Source organism: Pseudomonas lurida, from assembly GCF_013522705.1.
Classification (GTDB): Bacteria; Pseudomonadota; Gammaproteobacteria; order Pseudomonadales; family Pseudomonadaceae; genus Aquipseudomonas; species Aquipseudomonas quebecensis.
On sequence record NZ_JAAMRE010000005.1, the window covers coordinates 146504 to 165094 of the forward strand.

Genomic DNA, 18591 nt, shown 5'->3' on the forward strand with positions numbered 1-18591 from the left:
GGCGCCCGGAAACGGGCGCTCATCAGGTTGAGGCAATCAGATGGCTATGACAGTCCATTGCGATATCGTCAGTGCGGAAGGGGAAATCTTCTCCGGTCTGGTAGAAATGGTGATTGCACACGGCGAACTCGGTGACCTGGGTATTGCCATGGGTCACGCGCCATTGATCACCAGCTTGAAGCCAGGTCCGATCACTCTGACCAAGCAAGGCGGGGAAAAGGAGGTGTTTTACATCTCCGGTGGTTTCCTTGAGGTTCAGCCGAACATGGTCAAGGTACTTGCCGACACCGTGCAACGTGCTGGCGACCTGGATGAAGCCTCCGCTCAGGAAGCCGTCAAGGCTGCCGAGAAGGCCCTGAACGAAAAAGGCGCAGACTTCGACTACAGCGCTGCTGCAGTCCGTTTGGCCGAGGCCGCAGCTCAGCTGCGTACTCTCCAGCAGATCCGCAAAAAGTAAGCGGCCACGCCGTCATGCTTCATGCGCGATTGATTAAAAAGGGTAGCCTCGGCTACCCTTTTTCTTTTTTGCAAAACACTTCTTTGGTCTGAACCCGGACCGCCCAGGATTGGTAGCCATTCATGTCTCTTGAAATCGTCATTCTCGCCGCAGGCCAGGGCACCCGTATGCGTTCGGCCCTGCCTAAGGTGCTGCACCCGGTCGCGGGTAATTCCATGCTTGGGCATGTTATCCACAGCGCTCGTCAGTTGGACCCGCAACGTATCCACGTGGTGATCGGCCACGGTGCTGATGTGGTGCGCGAGCGCCTGGCGGCGGATGACCTGAATTTCGTCTTGCAGGACAAACAACTGGGCACCGGCCACGCGACCGCGCAGGCTGTGCCGTTCATCACCGCCGACACCGTGCTGATCCTCTACGGCGACGTGCCGCTGATCGAAGTGCAAACCCTGCAACGCCTGCTAAAACATGTGGTACCCGGCCAGATGGGCCTGCTCACCGTTGAGCTGGATGACCCTACCGGCTACGGGCGTATCGTGCGCAACGCCGATGGCAAGGTTGCCGCGATCGTTGAACACAAGGACGCCAGCGAAGCCCAGCGTGCGATCACCGAAGGCAATACCGGTATCCTCGCCGTTCCGGCCAACAAGCTCGCCGACTGGATGAGCCGCCTGTCCAACAACAACGCCCAGGGCGAGTACTACCTCACCGACGTCATCGAGATGGCCGTGAATGATGGCCTGGTAGTCGCCACCGAACAGCCACACGACCCGATGGAAGTGCAGGGCGCCAACGACCGCAAGCAACTCGCCGAGCTGGAGCGTCACTACCAACTGCGCGAAGGCCGTCGCCTGATGGCCCAGGGCGTAACCCTGCGCGACCCTGCGCGTTTTGATGTGCGCGGTGAGGTCACCGTGGGCCGTGACGTGCTGATCGATATCAACGTGATCCTCGAAGGCCGCGTGATCATTGAAGACGACGTGGTGATTGGCCCGAACTGCGTGATCAAGGACAGCACCCTGCGCAAAGGCGTGGTGGTAAAAGCCAACAGCCATATCGACGGTGCCGTGATGGGCGAGGGCAGCGATGCCGGGCCGTTTGCGCGGTTGCGTCCTGGCACTGTGATGGATGCCAAGGCCCATGTGGGTAACTTCGTTGAATTGAAGAATGCCCATTTGGGAGAAGGCGCCAAGGCCGGTCACCTGACTTACCTGGGTGACGCGGTAATCGGTGCGCGCACCAATATCGGCGCTGGCACCATCACTTGCAATTATGATGGCGCCAACAAGCACCAGACCGTATTGGGCGAAGACGTGTTTATCGGCTCCAACAACTCGCTGGTCGCCCCGGTCAGGCTGGGTGATGGCGCCACGACCGCCGCCGGCTCCACCATCAATCAGGATGTGGATAACTTGCAGCTGGCCGTAGCCCGAGCCCGCCAGCGCAACATCGACGGCTGGAAACGCCCGGTCAAAATCAAAAAGACCTGAGTTATCCACAGTTATATAAGCAGCATAGCCTCAAAGTGGGAGGGGGCTTGCCCCCGATGGCGGTGGGTGAGTGGCAGATGAGCTGACTGACCCAGCGCTACCGGGGGCAAGCCCCCTCTCACATGTTCATATGTGTCGCTTAAAAAATCTGTTCCCGACGCTTGACGATACCCTCCCAATAGGTTTTGATTGCCTTCGTTATCTTTCGAAACGAAACTTATCACTACCATGTCGAAACGTAATACACCTCAACGACGCCACAACATCCTCGCCCTGCTCAACGAACAGGGCGAAGTCAGTGTGGATGAATTGGCCAAGCGTTTCGAAACTTCCGAAGTCACCATCCGCAAGGACCTGGCTGCCCTGGAAAGCAACGGTTTATTGCTGCGGCGCTACGGTGGCGCAATCACCATGCCTCAGGAATTGGTCGGCGATCCTGCCCAACCCGTTTCTGCGTACAAGCGCGCCATTGCTCGTGCTGCAGTCAAACGCCTGCGCGAACACGCCCGCATCATCATCGACAGCGGCAGCACCACCGCCGCCATGATCCCCGAGCTGGGCCACCAGCCTGGTCTGGTGGTGATGACCAACTCCCTGCATGTGGCCAGCGCTCTGAGCGAATTGGAACACGAGCCGGTGCTGTTGATGACCGGCGGCACCTGGGACCCGCATTCGGACTCGTTCCAAGGCCAGGTCGCCGAGCAAGTGCTGCGGTCCTACGATTTTGATCAACTGTTCATCGGTGCCGATGGCATCGATCTGGAGCGTGGCACCACCACTTTCAACGAATTGCTGGGCCTGAGCCGCGTGATGGCCGAAGTCGCCCGTGAAGTGGTGGTGATGGTCGAATCCGACAAGATCGGCCGCAAGATTCCCAACCTGGAACTGCCTTGGGGCAGCGTCCATACCCTGATCACCGATGATCGCCTGCCGCTTGAGGCCCGCGACCAGATCCAAGCCCGCGGCATCACGTTGATATGCGCGGCAATCATCTAGGAGAAACACCATGTGTGGCATTGTTGGCGCAGTCGCTGAACGTAACATTACGCCCATCCTGATCGAAGGCCTCAAGCGCCTGGAATACCGTGGCTATGACAGCGCCGGTGTGGCGGTTTTCACCAACGGCGGCAAGCTTGAGCGCATGCGTCGCCCGGGCAAAGTCAGCGAACTGGACCAGGCCCTGGCCGGCGAGCCGCTGGTCGGTCGCCTGGGCATTGCCCACACCCGCTGGGCCACCCACGGTGCACCGTGCGAGCGCAATGCCCACCCTCATTTCTCCGGTGACTTGGCGGTGGTGCACAACGGCATCATCGAAAACCACGAAGTGCTGCGCGAACAGCTCAAGGCCCTGGGCTACGTGTTCACCTCGGACACCGACACCGAAGTCATCGCCCACCTGCTCAACCATAAGCTCAAGGACCACAACGACCTCACCAACGCCCTCAAGGCCACGGTCAAGGAACTGCACGGTGCCTACGGCCTGGCGGTGATCAGTGCCAGCCAGCCCGACCGCGTCGTGGCCGCCCGCAGTGGCAGCCCGCTGGTGATCGGCCTGGGCCTGGGTGAGAACTTCCTGGCCTCCGACCAACTGGCCCTGCGCCAGGTGACTGACCGCTTCATGTACCTGGAAGAAGGCGATATTGCCGACATCCGTCGCGAAAGCGTGGCGATCTGGGACATTAACGGCAACTCCGTCGAGCGCGAAGCCGTGCAATACCGCGACGGCGCCGAAGCCGCCGACAAGGGCGAGTTCCGGCACTTCATGCTCAAGGAAATCCATGAGCAACCGTCCGTGGTGCAACGCACGCTGGAAGGTCGCTTGAGCCAGAACCAAGTACTGGTCAACGCCTTCGGCCCACAGGCCGCCGAGCTGTTCGCCAAGGTCCGCAATGTGCAGATCGTCGCCTGCGGCACCAGCTATCACGCCGGCATGGTCGCGCGTTATTGGTTGGAAGAACTGGCTGGCATCCCGTGCCAGGTCGAAGTGGCCAGCGAGTTCCGTTACCGCAAGGTGGTGGTACAGCCCGATACGTTGTTCGTAACCATCTCCCAGTCCGGTGAAACCGCCGACACCCTGGCCGCCCTGCGCAACGCCAAGGAGCTGGGTTTCCTGGCCAGCCTGGCGATCTGCAACGTCAGCATCAGCTCCCTGGTGCGTGAGTCCGACCTGACCTTACTCACCCAGGCCGGTCGCGAAATCGGCGTGGCCTCCACCAAGGCATTCACCACCCAGTTGGTCGGCCTGTTGCTGCTGACCCTGTCCCTGGGCCAAGTGCGTGGCACTCTCGCCGCTGGCGTGGAAGCCACCCTGGTCGAAGAACTGCGTCGCCTGCCGACCCGCCTGGGCGAAGCCCTGGCCATGGACAGCACCGTGGAAAAAGTCGCCGAACTGTTCGCCGACAAGAACCACACCCTGTTCCTCGGCCGTGGCGCGCAATACCCCGTGGCGATGGAAGGCTCGCTCAAACTCAAGGAAATCTCGTACATCCACGCCGAAGCCTACCCGGCGGGCGAACTCAAACACGGTCCGCTGGCCCTGGTGGATGACGACATGCCAGTGGTCACCGTGGCGCCGAACAATGAACTGTTGGAAAAGCTCAAGTCCAACCTGCAGGAAGTGCGTGCCCGAGGCGGCCAGCTGATCGTGTTCGCCGACGAAAAGGCCGGCATGACCAATGGCGAAGGCACCCACGTCATCAACATGCCGCACATCCACGACACCTTGTCGCCGATCCTCTACACTATCCCGCTGCAACTGCTGTCGTACTACGTGGCCGTGCTCAAGGGCACAGACGTTGACCAGCCGCGTAACTTGGCGAAGTCGGTGACGGTGGAGTAATCCGCCGCTTCCCGGGGACCCGCCCTGGTTTTCAACAATAAAGATTGACACAAAACAATAAAGTTTGACACGCATGAACATAGATTGACACAAGGCTCAAACCCCCGTATCTACGGGGGTTTTCCTTTCCAGGCTTTCCCTTTGGTCTGGAATCATCGCTTCAACTTTCAGCGGGTGTAGTCTGGAAAATGTTTTGAATGCGGCCGCTTTGGCGGTCGTGTCCTTCTACGACTTTTTCTCGACGCGAGGTGAAGCGGTCCGCATCGACTGAGGAGGCGTGGGTTGCGAGGTCGTAAATTTGCATCACAGCAGGACATTGAACGGCACATTGCAAATGGATTTGGCGAAGGCGCCGGGGCAAGCTACGTGCCTTGGCTGCGGGTACAAGATGTCCCGTCGATAGGTCGTTCGCACAAGATTCAAGGTGTGAAGATCGAGAGGATTCATCACCTCCTGTCAGATCTCGAGCGTTCCTACTTCCTTGTGTGTGAATTTTCTGAAGACGTCGTGGATATCCGGGAGCAATACCCTTTACTACCCACAGAGCGTGCGCAAGCGATAGCGTCGGCGATCGATGTACGCTATCCAAGATACCCTAGAACAACACTGCCTTATGTGATGACAACAGACTTCCTGTTAACTGTTAAGGACCCGAGCGGAAACTTCAAATCGGTAGCTAGGACGGTGAAGTATCGTTCCGATTTAATTGGCAACGGAAGTAAAAGAACGCTTGAAAAACTTGAAATTGAAAAGCGTTTTTGGGAAAGCCAAGGTGTTGATTGGAAAATCGTAACAGACGAGTTTTTTACACGAGATTTGATTAAAAATCTTGGACTAATCAGGAGGTACTCGAAGCTCTCTCGTGATTTAATGAAAGCGCCGTTGCATTCGAATTTTATCGAGTGCCTTGTAAACAGCCGGGAATATTCGTGGACCTTGGCCACCTGTCTAAGAAAAATAGCATCACTTCTGTCCATTTCCTATATAGACGCTCAAGCAATTTTCTTTCATCTGGTTTGGAACAAGATACTGAAAATCGATTTGGTTAACACTCCTCTCCACCTTACTGGTCTAGTTCCTGGCTTCGAAGTTTCACCGAGCCCTGTCCAAGTATCGTTGAAGGAGAAAATGTCATGACTGTTCTCGTTAATGACGTTTTCGAGCCTGTAACCGATCTGTCGGTCATCGCTACGATAGCCAGGCTCCTTTACCAGGATGAAACGCATGACTTAGCAGTTTTGATGGATCTAGCTGACCCACCCCGGCAGCCATACGCTGTTGGACTGGAGGAGCTGCGTCGATCGTTAGCGTCTGGTCACACCAAATCAGCAGCCATTGCCACGCCCGAGTTCATGCTTGTGCTTGAGGAACAGTTGGATGAGAGAGCCAAGCAAGGCCGGGACGAAAAGTGGGCCGTCATCGCCCCTCTGCTAGATCCTGAATACCCAGGACAAATATTTGTACGAGGTGAGTTAGGCCGACTTGTTAGCAAACGGGCGTCAGAACTCGGAATTCAGCGGAAAACGATCTATCGGCTTCTTTACCGCTATTGGTTATATGGTCAAGTTCGCAACTCATTGCTTAACAATTATACGGCAGTAGGTGTTGCCGATAGAAAATATGATCCGAGCAGGCCACCAGGGCGAAAGCCTAAATTTCAAGGCGTTCTTACTTCGCCTTCAAAGATGCTCAGTGCAGTTGATAAACGATGCATCCGTGTTGGATATGCTCTTTATGTAAGAGATAAGAAATCTTCCATTTCGAGCGCATATGACGAAATGTTGAGACGATTCTACTCTGTTCGAGACATCTCTAAAAACAGTGAAGAAGCGCTTCGTTTGTTGCCTGGTTCAGAACTCCCCAGCTTGAGGCAGTTCCAATATTGGGGGCAGATTTTTTTCGACGAGATTGAAACCGAGCGTGGCCGTAAAGGGTTGAGGAGGTGGTTAAAGGATTGCCGTCCGCTTTCAGGTACCGTTCGAGATTGGCTGCGTGGACCCTGTCATCAGTTCGAAATCGACGCAACGATTGCCGATATTTATTTGGTCAACAGCTACTCTAGACGGATGCTCATTGGTCGGCCCGTCGTTTATATCGTAGTGGATAGTTTCTCCGGAATAATTGCTGGTCTCTATGTAGGATTGGAGGGCCCTAGTTGGAATGGGGCGAGACAAGCGCTGTTCAACGCGTTTACCTCCAAAGTCGAGTTCTGCGCTCAGAACGGCGTTGAAATCAATGCAGATGATTGGAATTGTCACCACCTGCCCCACCAGATTTACGCCGACCGGGGAGAGATGCTGTCACTCGCAGCAGAGGGGTTATCCTCAGGATTGGGAATTGAGATGGGCACTGCTCCACCTTATCGGCCTGATTGGAAGCCTATGGTAGAAAGTCGGTTTGGCATTTTGAATGATTTGACGGGTATCAGATGGCTACCTGGCGGGGTAGCTGCGAGGGACAAAGAGCGCGGCGAGCGAGATTACCGGCTCGATGCCACGCTGAACCTCAAAGAGTTCACCCAAATCCTCATTAATTGCGTGCTCCACTATAACCGACACCATCGACAGCCTGACCGACTGACTCAAGCGATGATGAATGACGGCGTAGAACCTACCCCCAACGGTATATGGAATTGGGCCTGCGACAACGACCTGATCGAATCCAACAAACGTCCCGACGAGCTGGTTTATCTCCACCTTTTACCGCGTGAGCGCGCGACCGTTCAAAAGGGCGGAGTGATGTTTCGCGGCATGCACTACGTGTGTGATATGGCCATAGAGAAAGATTGGTTTGCCAAGGCTCGCAAAGGGGGCGTTTGGTCAATAGAGTGTTGGTTCGATCCGAACTCGGCGGCACACATTTGGATTCAAGGAGAGGCCAAGCAGTTTATCCGTTGTGATCTTCGACGATCGGATGCCGGTTACGCGAATTACCGCTCGGACGAGATTTTTGATCTGCTCGAAGCCTATCGCCAAAAACCGCCTACGCGCCGGCGAGCTGAGCTGGAAAGCCGTGTGCAGCTTAGCGATCAGGTCCACCAGATCATCAGTCATGCGCTCGCAGAACGAAAACAGGAACCTGCTCCGCCTACCAAGGCAGAGGCCACTGGACACATCCGCGAGAACCGCGCAGAAGAACGTCTCCGTGAGCGTGAAAATGCGGTTGTTCCTGAAGGCGTGAGGGTGGAGCCAGCTTCACTTCAATCTGAAACGACACCGAAAGCGCATGATTCATATGCCGGCGAGCGCACCGCGCAGGTTATCGATTTGCTCAAAAGAATTCGGCCAGGACAGGCAAAATGAAAGGTGCACAGACGTTTGCCAATTACGTCAGACAGGACATTAGTGAGTACGCGGGTAACCCGCTGATCGAAGCTTTGCCTCCGATATTGTCGGAGGCGGCGGCTGTTGAACTGATCTCGAACTTTCCTCAGCCGGTGGATCCGAAAGAGCTGACGCTCGAAGGAGCCACTCGAATTCACTGTATCGACAGGCTGAGAACCGTCGTACAGCCGTTCTTGCTACATCTGGAACTGGAGGCCCTGTTCTCACTGCTCATCCGTCGAGGGTATGTCGGGCGTAACCCTATGTCGCCCGCTACCGTCCGGCATTTGCATTCTTTATCGGGAGCTCAGCGTTACCACGATGCGTTCAAGTCCACTGCAGAAACGTTTACCGTCGTCGGCCTGAGCGGCATTGGCAAGTCGACGGCGCTCCACGCCATCTTGAGCCTTTATCCACAGACAATCCGTCATGAGCGCTATGAGGGAAAGCAGTTTGTTCATACCCAAATCACATGGCTGAAGCTTGACTGCCCTCGGGATGGATCGCTGGCTGGATTTTGCCAGCAGTTTTTTTATGCGGTTGGTGACGCTCTAGGAGATAAGGACTACCACAAGCGCTACAGGCATCGAAACATCAATGATGCGCTGCAACAGATGGAGCAGGTGGCCAGCACGTTTTTCATCGGCGCCTTGTTGATCGACGAGCTGCAAAACCTCCACCTGGCGAAAACCGGTGGTAAAGAGAGCATGCTGAATTTTTTCCTGCACTTGGTAAACAACATCGGTATCCCGGTGGTTTTCAGTGGCACGAACTCGACAATTAGCCTGTTCTCAGAAGCCATGCGGACTGCCCGCCGAGTTTGTGGTGCCGGTACGCTCGAATTCAAACGATTCGAAAAGGATGATGAGGAGTGGCGGTTGTTGGTCGAAAATCTCTGGAGCTATCAGTGGTGCAAGCAGACTGCCGAGCTGACCGACGAGATTTTTGACACGCTGTATGAACACACTCAAGGCGTGACAGATTTCCTGGTCAAGCTGCTGGTATTGAGTCAGCGTTATGCGGTCCAGAGTGGCTCGGAGTGTTTGACTGCCGAGGTCATGGTGAAGGTAAGCAACTCAAAAATGCAGATTCTAAAGCCAGCCCTTTCAGCCCTGCGTAGCCGTGATCCGAAGCGGATGCGACAGTTTGACGATTTGCTGCCGATTGAGGATCAACTGAGCGAAATGATGGTCTTCGATGGATTGGCACGAGAGGATCGCCTCACCTTGCTTCGAAGCGTTGTATCCCGTGAGAAACCGGCAGACCCATCTCCAACCATTCTTGCGAAAGATCACCCATCGCCGATTGCTACTGCTGTGGAAAACTCAGAGGCTAAAGCGCTTAGCGAACATGACGCTCCCCTCGACGCTCTGCGCGCTGCGGGCTGGCTCAACGAGGACCTGTTTGAGTTCTCACCGATGTATCACAAAGCGTGAGTAGGAGGGGGGTGAAGTGCAGCTTAAACTCCATTTCTTCCCCGCCGCGTTTCCCGACGAGACGCTGCACAGCGTGATTTCTCGTTATGCCCGTCTTTGCGGTGTTCGTAATTGCCAAGCAGCATTTGCCGGACTGAAATCGGCGGCAGCTTTTTCGCAAAATGTGGCATTCCCGAGTCACTTAGGGGATTTTGTCGACGCGCTACCCAGCGGTACCGAGCTATCGGTAGCCGAGGTCCTGATGCGCCACACATTACTACCCTATTACGCGCCGTTTTTGAGGGTGAGCCAGGTTGAACACGCTCGGACGCTGATGACCGCTGATGGTAAAGGCTTGATGTTAAAGCTGGGCGTCAACGCGAGCCGTATTGGATTCGCCTCCCGAGTGCGGTTATGCCCAGAATGTATCGCCCAAGATCAGGCTCAACGGGGAGTCGCTTACTGGCACAGGGTCCACATGCTTCCAGGCGTGCTGGTATGTCCGCATCACGGTACGTCACTCAGGATCCTTGATCCTCGCTGGTCCAGCCGCAGCTCTCGACAACTCAATCTGCCCAGTGATGAGAATGTGCAAGCACACACAGTACTTCTCGACACCCCGTTGCGGTGCATGCCACCGCTTCACGAAATAGCGTTGCGCTCACTTCAGGTCCTCGAGTCTGAAGTCACTGCTTTGTCGGCGGAGGCGGTGCGCTTCACGCTTTTACACAGGGCAACGCAGCTCAACCTTGCTTCTGATAACCATCGCTTGCACCTGCACATGCTGGCGCAGCACATGGCCGATTTTTTTGCCGCACTCCCGCGAGAATGGGAATTTTCTATACTCGGAGATGTTCGTGCAGGTACACCCGCCTCATGGGTCACGAAGCTGCTTCGTACGCCTATAACCTCTCACCATCCGCTCAAATACATCTTATTGGCCGGTGCTCTGGGCGTTGAAATGGTGAGCTTGCTGCATGGTCAATGCCCTGTGAACCAGGCGGTGGCATGTGATCCGAAAGCTCACATTCGGCTTCACGCGCGCCTTTCTCCGGTGATGCCTGGTGAAGGCCTGGACTGTTCGTCAGCCGCTGTGTGGGAACATGCTCTTGAAGGAGCTGATGCCAAAAAGATCGCTGCCGTTCTAGGCGTTTCATCAGCGTATGTCTATCGTCACATCCGAAATGTACCCGGCGGGCAAGATGCTTGGAGGGAGGCACGATTTCACATTGAGCTATGCGCAAGACGCGCGGCTTTCGAGGCTGATTATCGATTTTACAAAGCACATGCATGCAGGGGGTATGCATGGCTGTATCGTCACGATAGACAGTGGCTTTCGGAGTCAACTGCAAACCCAAGCCCACATCGTACGCCTCGTCTAAATAGCACCGAAATGTTCGCTGCCCTCGATGCGAGACTGGCCGGCGAAGTCCGTCAGTGTGCCGACACGCTTTATGCTCTCGCGGGCAAGCCTGTCCGCATTTCGCGTACCAGGATTGGTCGGGAGCTTCATGTTCTTTCTCGCTTCGAAAAGCAGCTCTGCAAGCTTCCTCTCTGTGCAGCAATGCTCGAAAAAGTATGTGAACCAATCGAAGGCTTTCACGATAGGCGTCTGCGATGGGCTAGACGCCAATTGTTCTCGGAGGGCAAGCCTATATCACGTTCTTCGCTCTACAGGGTCGCGAGCATTCGGCCCCCGCTGTAATCCAGCCGGGCATTCCCTCCATCTAAAAAAAGTTCTAAATCAATTCACCGTGAACATATTGTTTCTCTGTTAATGAAAATTTGCACCCACCAGAATAGCGTCGGCATACGCTGGATGATCACAATCATCATCTAAAACGTACTAACCCGCGATCACCCGAAATAGTTTTGCAATCGCCATGGGCTGACCTACACGGGTTATCGATACGTGTTCTGTATTTCAAGGAGTACGGGCGCGGCGGGGTTCAGATGAATTTACTACGATTCAAAGTTGAGCGGCTGTGTCATTTCCAAATCCAGACCGGATACAGAATTTTACGGGTTGCATATATACTGCCCCCGGATGCACGTTCTCTTCGACCCCTACCTTTAATTGGTAAATGATGTCTGATCTATTATTTTTTCCCGTGTCGATGCCGGATGAAATGCTGCACTCTCGTGTCACCCGCTATCACTATCTGTCAGGCAATAGAACCGCGACAGAAACCTACCGCGATTTGTTCGCATCGACACCCTTTTGCATTGGTGGCATCGTACCCAAGCAGATCGAGAGGCTCGCGCACAGGCTGCCGGGGCAATCGGAGAGCAATCTCGCAGAGCTGATCAGTAGCAATACTACTTTTCCTGCTTACCGGCCGTTTCTTGGGGTTAAGCAGGGGCCGGAGAACAACGAAGGACCGCTGGGTTATGACGGGGTGGTACGGGTGCCCCGCAGAGAAGAGTCCTCCCATGGCAAGGCTAAGCTTTGTCCAACCTGCGTTCAGGAAGATTTGATTGAGCGGGGTTCTGCCTACTGGCATCGATCTCACCAGATACCCGGTGTTGCCGTCTGTTGGCGTCATGGCGACGCATTGATCCATGCCTGCCCCGAGTGCTCTCGCCCGTTCTACCGTAAATTGAAGCTGCTTCCCAATCTGACTGAGCCATGCGCATGCGGCTGGAGCCCGTTAAACAGCGCAGCAATACACAAGGGTTCAAAGATGGAACAGAAAGTCGCTCTGTTCGCACACGATATCTTGCAACGCAATATTCCTCCGATAGGCAGTACGGTATTGAGTTCGTGCTACGTCCGCCAATGCAAGAAGCGCGGATTCATTTTCGGAAAAAATGCGGGTATTGCGAAACTATTCGACAGCATCCAAAGCGCTTACGGCGATGAACTTTTGGCGCAGATTGATCCAGCCTACAACAACGGAAAGCATGAGCAATGGATCCGGCTCAAATCAGATAAAGGTCAGCTAAATATGCCGCTCGCGCGGCATTTGATCATTGCTCTACATTTGTTTTCCAGTGCAGATGGCTTTGAAGAGGCTCTGAAGAATGAGTCAATCCTGCTGAGTGCCGCTGTTTCTCCGCGAGCGCCCAAAGTCGAAGAATCGCGTCTTAGCCAAAAAACTAGATATCGCCAAAAAATCGAGTTGCTTTTAGCGCTGCGTACCGATGCCAATATCGAGTACCTCTGGAAGAAGGCGTACAAACCTACGCAATGGATTCTAGAAAATGATAACGCATGGTTAATGGCAAAACTCCATGCCCCTAAAAAAGCTACAGTTAAGGTCGAAAAGTCCGTCGATTCAAGAGACGACGCCTATGCAGCCCTTATCGAAGCGGGCGTAGATGAGCTGTATAAAGTTACGAAAGATCCGAAGAGAGTGAACATTCGGAATTTGCAATCGCTGCTCCCAGGTTCATTACCTCATGAGCTGTATCTACGCAAGCAGAGGTTCCCTCTGACTTATCAACAGATCAAGATTCATCAGGAGTCAGTATGGCATTTCCGTCTAAGAACTTTGGTGTGGACTGTCTCTGAACTCATCAGGATGAAGCTCCCCGTGAATTACTCGACGGTAAGATTGACCTCAGCGGTATCAAGCAAGGTTTTCCTGGTTTTCTCCAGTTTCTTTGAGTGGGATCTGGAAAGCCTGGCAAGAACCGGGGTCGACGCGGAGGCCCTGCTCAGGTCTACCGGCGTATCGAGGAATTGGGAGGGACCACCGGTTCAAATAAGCTTTTGAGGGCATCTTTGTTCCGTCAGCGTCTGCCAACCTTTGGTGTTAACAAAAATCCCATCTGGCTTGAAAGCGTAAATGCGGGGTAGCGTCCACCTTTCACATTAGTAACCTTCGCGGCAGCTTTCTGAAAGCTTTCACTTGTTACTCTTTAACTCAGTAAATTGAGCTTTAGGAGAAAATCATGACAGCAATGACAGCAGTGAAAGCGTTTTGCGCCGCTTCGATTTTGACCTTATCTTCATTAGCCATGGCGGAAGGAGGCGGTGACCGCGTGTATGGTCGAATGATGCAAGAGAACCAACAAGCAATGGAACAATATGCCTCAAGGAACGGCAAGACTCCTCCTGAAGTTGTTCATTATGAATATGGTATGAACCTCGATATCCAGAAGGTCGTCAGTGTCACGCAAGCCAATAAAACCTGTGGGGTTGCTCCTTCGCGCATGACCTATGAAGACTCTACGGGCAAGCTTAACACCGTGGAATATAAGGTCATGGCCGACAACTGCCCCCATGGAAGCTAGACAATGAAAATTATTTAAGAACTGCATAATTCTCCTTTGTCCGAAACTAGCTTACTGCTCGCTGACGTAGAAGTAATTTTCAGGAAAGGCTGAAGTTATCCATTTTATGAAATCATGTCCGTCAGTTGAAGTGTTTCTAACGTACAGTAAACAATTGCTCGACCACCTGATACATCCCGCCTCCTTGTTTTTCCTTTGGTTTGGGAGGTGGTTTAGGCGCCCTAGTGGCGCCTTTTTTACGTTCGAAATGAGCTATTTCCTCTGCACGGCCATGACCCTCACCATGCAGGAGCAAGATTAGAAGATCAATTTTCGGGGTACTCAGCAACGACGTGGTCTGTGCCTGCCTTTGACAAGCCGATTACCTTATACGCGTCATGTTTCCCGTCCACTTCCATTCCTGGGGAGCCGGCCGGCATGCCTGGAACGGCAATCCCGAGCAGGTCATCACGTTTGCTCATCGCAATGATTTGCTCGGCGGGCACGTGACCTTCAACAAACTTTCCGTTGATGGTTGCTGTGTGACAAGACGAGAGCTCAGGAGAAATCCCGAGACCGCGCTTGATCGCGCTCATGTTGGTTTCCACGTGATCAACGACGGTAAAGCCGCTAGCTTCAAGGTGCTGGATCCATTTCTTGCAGCACCCGCAATTAGCGTCGCGATGTACATCGATCGTCAATGGCTCTGCTGCGTGACTGGCTGAACTGATGAACAGAGCCACGAGAGCAGCGAGACGAAGTGCCCGTCTGCGACGAAGAGATTTATTTCGCATGGGTATGTTCCTTCCCATCAGTATGTGTATGTGATTTGGGCTGTACGGTTGGAGTCGGGGCCGCATCATCTGAAGCTTCCCTAACCTTATGATCGGCGTGGTCAGCAGGCTCATTTGCAGACGGCGCTGCGGAGGGGCCATGGGCATGTGCCGTGTTTTTCTCGTCATCATGAGCGCGGACTTCCGCCCTTTGGTTGGCAGCACCTGCGCCACTTTGCCCCTGGGTCGTTCCATGCTGACCCTCATGGTTGTGCATCACGCTTTCGCCACCACCGTGTTGATGGCCACCGCTACTCGTGATCAGAGCCTTGTATTGCTCTGCATCCAGTGACGGAAGTTGCTGGAGAAATGCGACCATCCCCCATATGTAGGGATCGGCCATGCTTTTGCCCCACGCGGGCATGCCGGTGGATTTGATGCCGTGCTTGATGATCCAAAAAGCTGCGGCTGGGTGCCCATCGACGCCCAGTTTCGAAAGGTTCGGAGGTGCGGGGTAAAGGCTGTTACTCAGTTCGGTGCCTGCAAGCCCCGGAGCCAAATGGCAACCGACACACATCGAGTTGTAGTTGCCAGCACCTTCACGGATGAGGGCTTCTTGGCTCAGGTCGGGGACCTGAATGTTGCGCGAGCGCACTTCGATCGAGCGATCCCGAGCAATAGAAAGTATTGCGTAGACGGGGGCGGAGTGCGGATCATCCGCCCCGACATTGATCACGCCGAAATACACCACGCCGGCAGCCGATGATACGGTGGCCAGACCAGCAGCAATCAGTGCCTTCAGCGTTGTTTTCATACTCGGTTCTCAGAACCACATCCGAATACCGGCGACAAAGCGTGCCTCGCTGGCGTCTTCACCTTCCTCACGTGCAAAGTCTGCCGTATTGCCATAGGAACGGCTCCAACTCACCCCGATATAAGGGGCAAATTGGCGGACAATCTCATAACGCAATCGGAGCCCCACTTCGGTGTTGGCTAATCCGGACCCGATGCCGCGCTGAGGGTCATTCTTTCCGTAAAAATTGACCTCGGCCGTCGGCTGCAAAATCAATCGATTCGTCAGCAGAATGTCGTAATCGCCTTCCAGCCGAGCAGCCGATTGACCGTTCTCACCGATGTAGGCAGTCGCTTCGGCCTCGAAGTTATAGAGGGCCATGCCCTGAATGCCAAGTGCGGCCCAGGTTTGAGGGGACCCTGGTTTGAAATCCTGTCGTACACCGGTGACGACGTCCCACCACGGTCCAATAGAGTGCCCCCAGAGCGCGGATAATTCAGCGCTTTCCGTCACGCCATTGGTACGTTCGCCTTCCGAGCGCAACCACAGTCGATCAATGTCACCGCCGATCCATCCTTTCGCATCCCAGGCCAGCGCACTACCGTTGTCTGCATCCTGGTACTCAAACTTATCCAGCAGCATGAAAGAGTTGATTTCTTTGTCGTGAACACCATGACCAGCGACGTCTGGAAAGGCGGCTGCACGGTCAGCGTCGGTAAGTACGGGGACAGGGGTTCGACTGGTGGTCGTAGTCCCTCCACCCATACTTTCCATTCCGGTCATTTGCCCGTCATCCATTTTCATCTTGCTGTGGTCCATAGCCCCCATGTTGCTATGGTCCATCGCTCCCACGGAGCCATGGTTCATCTTGGAGTGATCCATCTCTTCAGCGGCGTGAGCCACGGCAAAGAACACAGGACTCGTAGAAACTGCCAATGCCATCAACGTTGGGCGTAAAAAATTCCTGGTCATGATCTCAATCCGCCTTTTTGTTTTCTTGGTCATGATCCATCGACTCATGGCGCATCTTGGTATGAGGCATCGTCCCGTGATTCGACGTTGCCTCGGTTGACGTGGTCGCAGTCTTGTTCGTCGCATTTGCAGAAGTAACAGGTGAATGATCACCACTTTCTTCGACTGCCAATGCTACGGAGGAGAATCCACCCATCAGGCCAAAGGCAAAGAGGCAACCGACCAGCGATTTATGATTTAGGTGTGTGCTCACAGATCGTCTCCTTTACTCATCAACCCGTACTTCACGGAACATGCCCATTTCCATATGGAAAAGCAGGTGACAGTGATAGGCCCAGCGCCCTAAAGCATCGGCGGTGACTCGATAGCTGCGCTTGGTACCTGGTGGCATGTCGATTGTGTGCTTGCGTACCATGAACTTGCCGTTTTCATCTTCAAGGTCGCTCCACATTCCGTGAAGGTGAATGGGGTGCGTCATCATGGTGTCGTTTACCAAGGTGATGCGAAGACGCTCCCCATACTTGAGACGAAGGGGCTCAGCGTCAGAAAATTTGATGCCGTTGAAGGACCAGGAAAACTTTTCCATGTGACCGGTCAGATGCAGCTCAATGGTGCGATTGGGCTCGCGGCCATCAGGGTCCTGGAAAGTGCTTTTCAGGTCTGAATAGGTGAGGACTCGACGACCATTGTTCCGCAAACCGATGCCTGGATCGTTTAGCTTTGGCGTCGGGGTCATGGCTTGCATATCAACCAAGGGGTTGTTGGTTTCGGAGGCTGGGTGAGTCTGCATTTCTCCACCCATACCGCCCATGCCAGCCATCTTGCTGTGGTCCATGCCGGCCATGTTGGACATATCGCCTTTGTCCATGCCCGCCATCTTGCTATGGTCCATGCCAGCCATGTTGGCCATGTCGCCTTTGTCCATACCAGCCATCTTGCTGTGATCCATACCAGCCATGCTAGTCATATCACCGCCGTCCATGCCGGTCATCCCGGTCATGTCACTTTGGTCCATGCCCGCCATCTTGCTGTGATCCATGCCAGCCATGCCGGACATGTCGCCGCTGCCCATACCAGCCATGCTGCCATGGTCCATACCAGCCATACCGCCCATTCCCATGTCATCCATGGACAAAAGAGGCCTAGGGTCGATCGCAGGCACTTGTGCCTTTAATCCTTCGCGAACTGCGAGGGTTCCGCGTGCATACCCGGTTCTGTCCATAGACTGGGCGAAGATGGTGTAAGCCTCTTCACTGGCGGGTTCAACTATCACGTCATACGTTTCAGCTACGGCGATGCGGAATTCGTCGACGCTGACCGGTTTGACGTGTTGGCCATCGGCGGCCACAACGGTCATTTTCAAGCCAGGAATTCGAACGTCGAAATAGCTCATCGCCGAGCCGTTAATAAAACGAAGGCGCAGCTTCTCACCCGGTTTGAAAATACCGGTCCAGTTACCGTTGGGCGCCTGGCCATTCATGAGGTAGGTGTAAGTATCTCCACTGACGTCTGCGAGGTCAGTGGGGTTCATTTTCATTTCTGCCCACATCTTTCGGTCGGCGACGGCAGCAGACCAACCTTGCTTGCTGACGTCGTCGATGAAGTCGCCCACGGTACGTTTGTGGTGGTTGTAGTAGTCCGATTGTTTCTTGAGTTTGGCCATGACGCGACCAGGATCCTCATCGGTCCAATCAGTCAGCATCACCACATAGTCGCGATCGTATTGAAACGGCTCAGGCTCTTTCGAATCGATTACGATTGGCCCGTAAACGCCTGCCTGCTCTTGTAACCCGGAGTGGCTGTGGTACCAGTACGTGCCGTTTTGATGCACGTTGAACTTGTACTCGTACATGCCGTCCGGCGCGATGCCGTGGAAACTCAAACCCGGTACCCCATCCATGTTGGCAGGCAAAATGATGCCGTGCCAGTGAATGGAGGTGTCTTGCTCCAGACGGTTTTTCACGCGCAGAGTGACCGTCTCTCCTTCGCGCCAACGCAGCAAAGGCCCCGGCAACGAGCCATTGATGGTCATGGCTGTGCGCGGCGAGCCAGTGATGTTTACCGGCGTTTCACCAATAAACAGATCAAATTCGTTGCCGGTGAGGACGCTCGGCAGACCTGGACTGGTCACTGCCCATACAGGAGTGCGCCACAGACCAAGGCCGCCAAGGATGCCGCCGGCGGCCAGGCCTTTAACGAATGTCCGTCTAGAGGTTTTGGAATGCATGCCGTTTATTTCCAATCAGTCAAAAGGGAGCCGTTCAAATCAACCCGTGAGTTGGCAAGATGAGCTTCGCTTACCGAAAAAAAG

At 54.4% G+C, this 18591-nt stretch carries 15 protein-coding genes; 10 read left to right on the plus strand and 5 right to left on the minus strand.

Annotated elements, in window-relative coordinates; genetic code table 11:
* The first annotated feature begins 40 nt into the window (after positions 1-40).
* The 10 genes from G7025_RS06620 to G7025_RS06665 all read left to right on the plus strand — a co-directional run bounded on the left by G7025_RS06620 (position 41) and on the right by G7025_RS06665 (position 13763).
* Positions 41-457, plus strand: coding sequence for a F0F1 ATP synthase subunit epsilon (locus G7025_RS06620; protein WP_003177061.1), 417 nt, complete (start codon positions 41-43; stop codon positions 455-457).
* Between the two features lie 122 nt (positions 458-579).
* On the plus strand, positions 580-1947 hold the full coding sequence (gene glmU / locus G7025_RS06625; protein ID WP_181077566.1) for a bifunctional UDP-N-acetylglucosamine diphosphorylase/glucosamine-1-phosphate N-acetyltransferase GlmU: 1368 nt from the start codon (positions 580-582) through the stop codon (positions 1945-1947).
* Positions 1948-2175: 228 nt separating this feature from the next.
* Entirely contained in the window at positions 2176-2943 is a 768-nt protein-coding gene (locus tag G7025_RS06630; RefSeq protein ID WP_181077567.1) for a DeoR/GlpR family DNA-binding transcription regulator, read from the plus strand.
* Positions 2944-2953: 10 nt separating this feature from the next.
* Positions 2954-4786, plus strand: a complete 1833-nt coding sequence (glmS, locus tag G7025_RS06635) for a glutamine--fructose-6-phosphate transaminase (isomerizing) (RefSeq protein WP_181077569.1) — start codon at positions 2954-2956, stop codon at positions 4784-4786.
* 282 nt (positions 4787-5068) lie between these two features.
* Positions 5069-5923 (plus strand): TnsA endonuclease N-terminal domain-containing protein, encoded by an 855-nt coding sequence (locus G7025_RS06640; RefSeq protein ID WP_024014928.1) that lies wholly within the window; start codon positions 5069-5071, stop codon positions 5921-5923.
* Positions 5920-8088, plus strand: a complete 2169-nt coding sequence (locus tag G7025_RS06645; RefSeq protein WP_108184499.1) for a Mu transposase C-terminal domain-containing protein — start codon at positions 5920-5922, stop codon at positions 8086-8088. The genes G7025_RS06640 and G7025_RS06645 overlap by 4 nt, the downstream gene beginning before the upstream one ends.
* Positions 8085-9545: an ATP-binding protein gene (locus G7025_RS06650; RefSeq protein WP_095160024.1), complete on the plus strand. Its 1461-nt coding sequence runs from the start codon at positions 8085-8087 to the stop codon at positions 9543-9545. The genes G7025_RS06645 and G7025_RS06650 overlap by 4 nt, the downstream gene beginning before the upstream one ends.
* Before the next feature lie 16 nt (positions 9546-9561).
* Positions 9562-11229, plus strand: a complete 1668-nt coding sequence (locus G7025_RS06655) for a TnsD family Tn7-like transposition protein (RefSeq protein ID WP_181077571.1) — start codon at positions 9562-9564, stop codon at positions 11227-11229.
* 382 nt (positions 11230-11611) lie between these two features.
* A complete protein-coding gene (locus tag G7025_RS06660) occupies positions 11612-13243 on the plus strand; it encodes a TniQ family protein (RefSeq protein WP_236167833.1) in 1632 nt (543 codons plus the stop codon).
* 187 nt (positions 13244-13430) lie between these two features.
* Positions 13431-13763 (plus strand): DUF2790 domain-containing protein, encoded by a 333-nt coding sequence (locus G7025_RS06665; RefSeq protein ID WP_039593249.1) that lies wholly within the window; start codon positions 13431-13433, stop codon positions 13761-13763.
* A 305-nt stretch (positions 13764-14068) separates the two neighbouring features.
* Here the strand turns inward: G7025_RS06665 and G7025_RS06670 are convergent, their stop codons facing one another.
* Genes G7025_RS06670 through G7025_RS06690 form a run of 5 tightly spaced genes read right to left on the minus strand, consistent with a single transcriptional unit; the run spans position 14069 to position 18507 of the window.
* Positions 14069-14536, minus strand: a complete 468-nt coding sequence (locus G7025_RS06670) for a DUF411 domain-containing protein (RefSeq protein ID WP_070411948.1) — start codon at positions 14534-14536, stop codon at positions 14069-14071.
* Positions 14526-15329 carry a c-type cytochrome gene (locus G7025_RS06675; RefSeq protein ID WP_108184496.1) on the minus strand — a complete coding sequence of 268 codons (804 nt, stop codon included), beginning with the start codon at positions 15327-15329 and terminating at the stop codon, positions 14526-14528. The genes G7025_RS06670 and G7025_RS06675 overlap by 11 nt, the downstream gene beginning before the upstream one ends.
* A 9-nt stretch (positions 15330-15338) precedes the next feature.
* Complete coding sequence (locus tag G7025_RS06680) at positions 15339-16313, minus strand: copper resistance protein B (protein WP_181077572.1); 975 nt, start codon at positions 16311-16313, stop codon at positions 15339-15341.
* On the minus strand, positions 16285-16533 hold the full coding sequence (locus G7025_RS06685) for a hypothetical protein (protein WP_146225319.1): 249 nt from the start codon (positions 16531-16533) through the stop codon (positions 16285-16287). The genes G7025_RS06680 and G7025_RS06685 overlap by 29 nt, the downstream gene beginning before the upstream one ends.
* A 12-nt stretch (positions 16534-16545) precedes the next feature.
* Positions 16546-18507, minus strand: a complete 1962-nt coding sequence (locus tag G7025_RS06690; RefSeq protein WP_108184655.1) for a copper resistance system multicopper oxidase — start codon at positions 18505-18507, stop codon at positions 16546-16548.
* Between the last annotated feature and the right edge of the window lie 84 nt (positions 18508-18591).

Bases quoted from the DNA above. Each gene is read 5' to 3' on its own strand.
- glmU (WP_181077566.1), top strand. From the start codon at position 580: ATGTCTCTTGAAATCGTCATTCTCGCCGCAGGCCAGGGCACCCGTATG.
- glmS (WP_181077569.1), top strand. From the start codon at position 2,954: ATGTGTGGCATTGTTGGCGCAGTCGCTGAACGTAACATTACGCCCATC.
- G7025_RS06660 (WP_236167833.1), top strand. From the start codon at position 11,612: ATGTCTGATCTATTATTTTTTCCCGTGTCGATGCCGGATGAAATGCTG.
- G7025_RS06670 (WP_070411948.1), bottom strand. From the start codon at position 14,536: ATGCGAAATAAATCTCTTCGTCGCAGACGGGCACTTCGTCTCGCTGCT.
- G7025_RS06675 (WP_108184496.1), bottom strand. From the start codon at position 15,329: ATGAAAACAACGCTGAAGGCACTGATTGCTGCTGGTCTGGCCACCGTA.
- G7025_RS06620 (WP_003177061.1), top strand. From the start codon at position 41: ATGGCTATGACAGTCCATTGCGATATCGTCAGTGCGGAAGGGGAAATC.
- G7025_RS06630 (WP_181077567.1), top strand. From the start codon at position 2,176: ATGTCGAAACGTAATACACCTCAACGACGCCACAACATCCTCGCCCTG.
- G7025_RS06665 (WP_039593249.1), top strand. From the start codon at position 13,431: ATGACAGCAGTGAAAGCGTTTTGCGCCGCTTCGATTTTGACCTTATCT.
- G7025_RS06645 (WP_108184499.1), top strand. From the start codon at position 5,920: ATGACTGTTCTCGTTAATGACGTTTTCGAGCCTGTAACCGATCTGTCG.
- G7025_RS06650 (WP_095160024.1), top strand. From the start codon at position 8,085: ATGAAAGGTGCACAGACGTTTGCCAATTACGTCAGACAGGACATTAGT.
- G7025_RS06680 (WP_181077572.1), bottom strand. From the start codon at position 16,313: ATGACCAAGAAAACAAAAAGGCGGATTGAGATCATGACCAGGAATTTT.
- G7025_RS06690 (WP_108184655.1), bottom strand. From the start codon at position 18,507: ATGCATTCCAAAACCTCTAGACGGACATTCGTTAAAGGCCTGGCCGCC.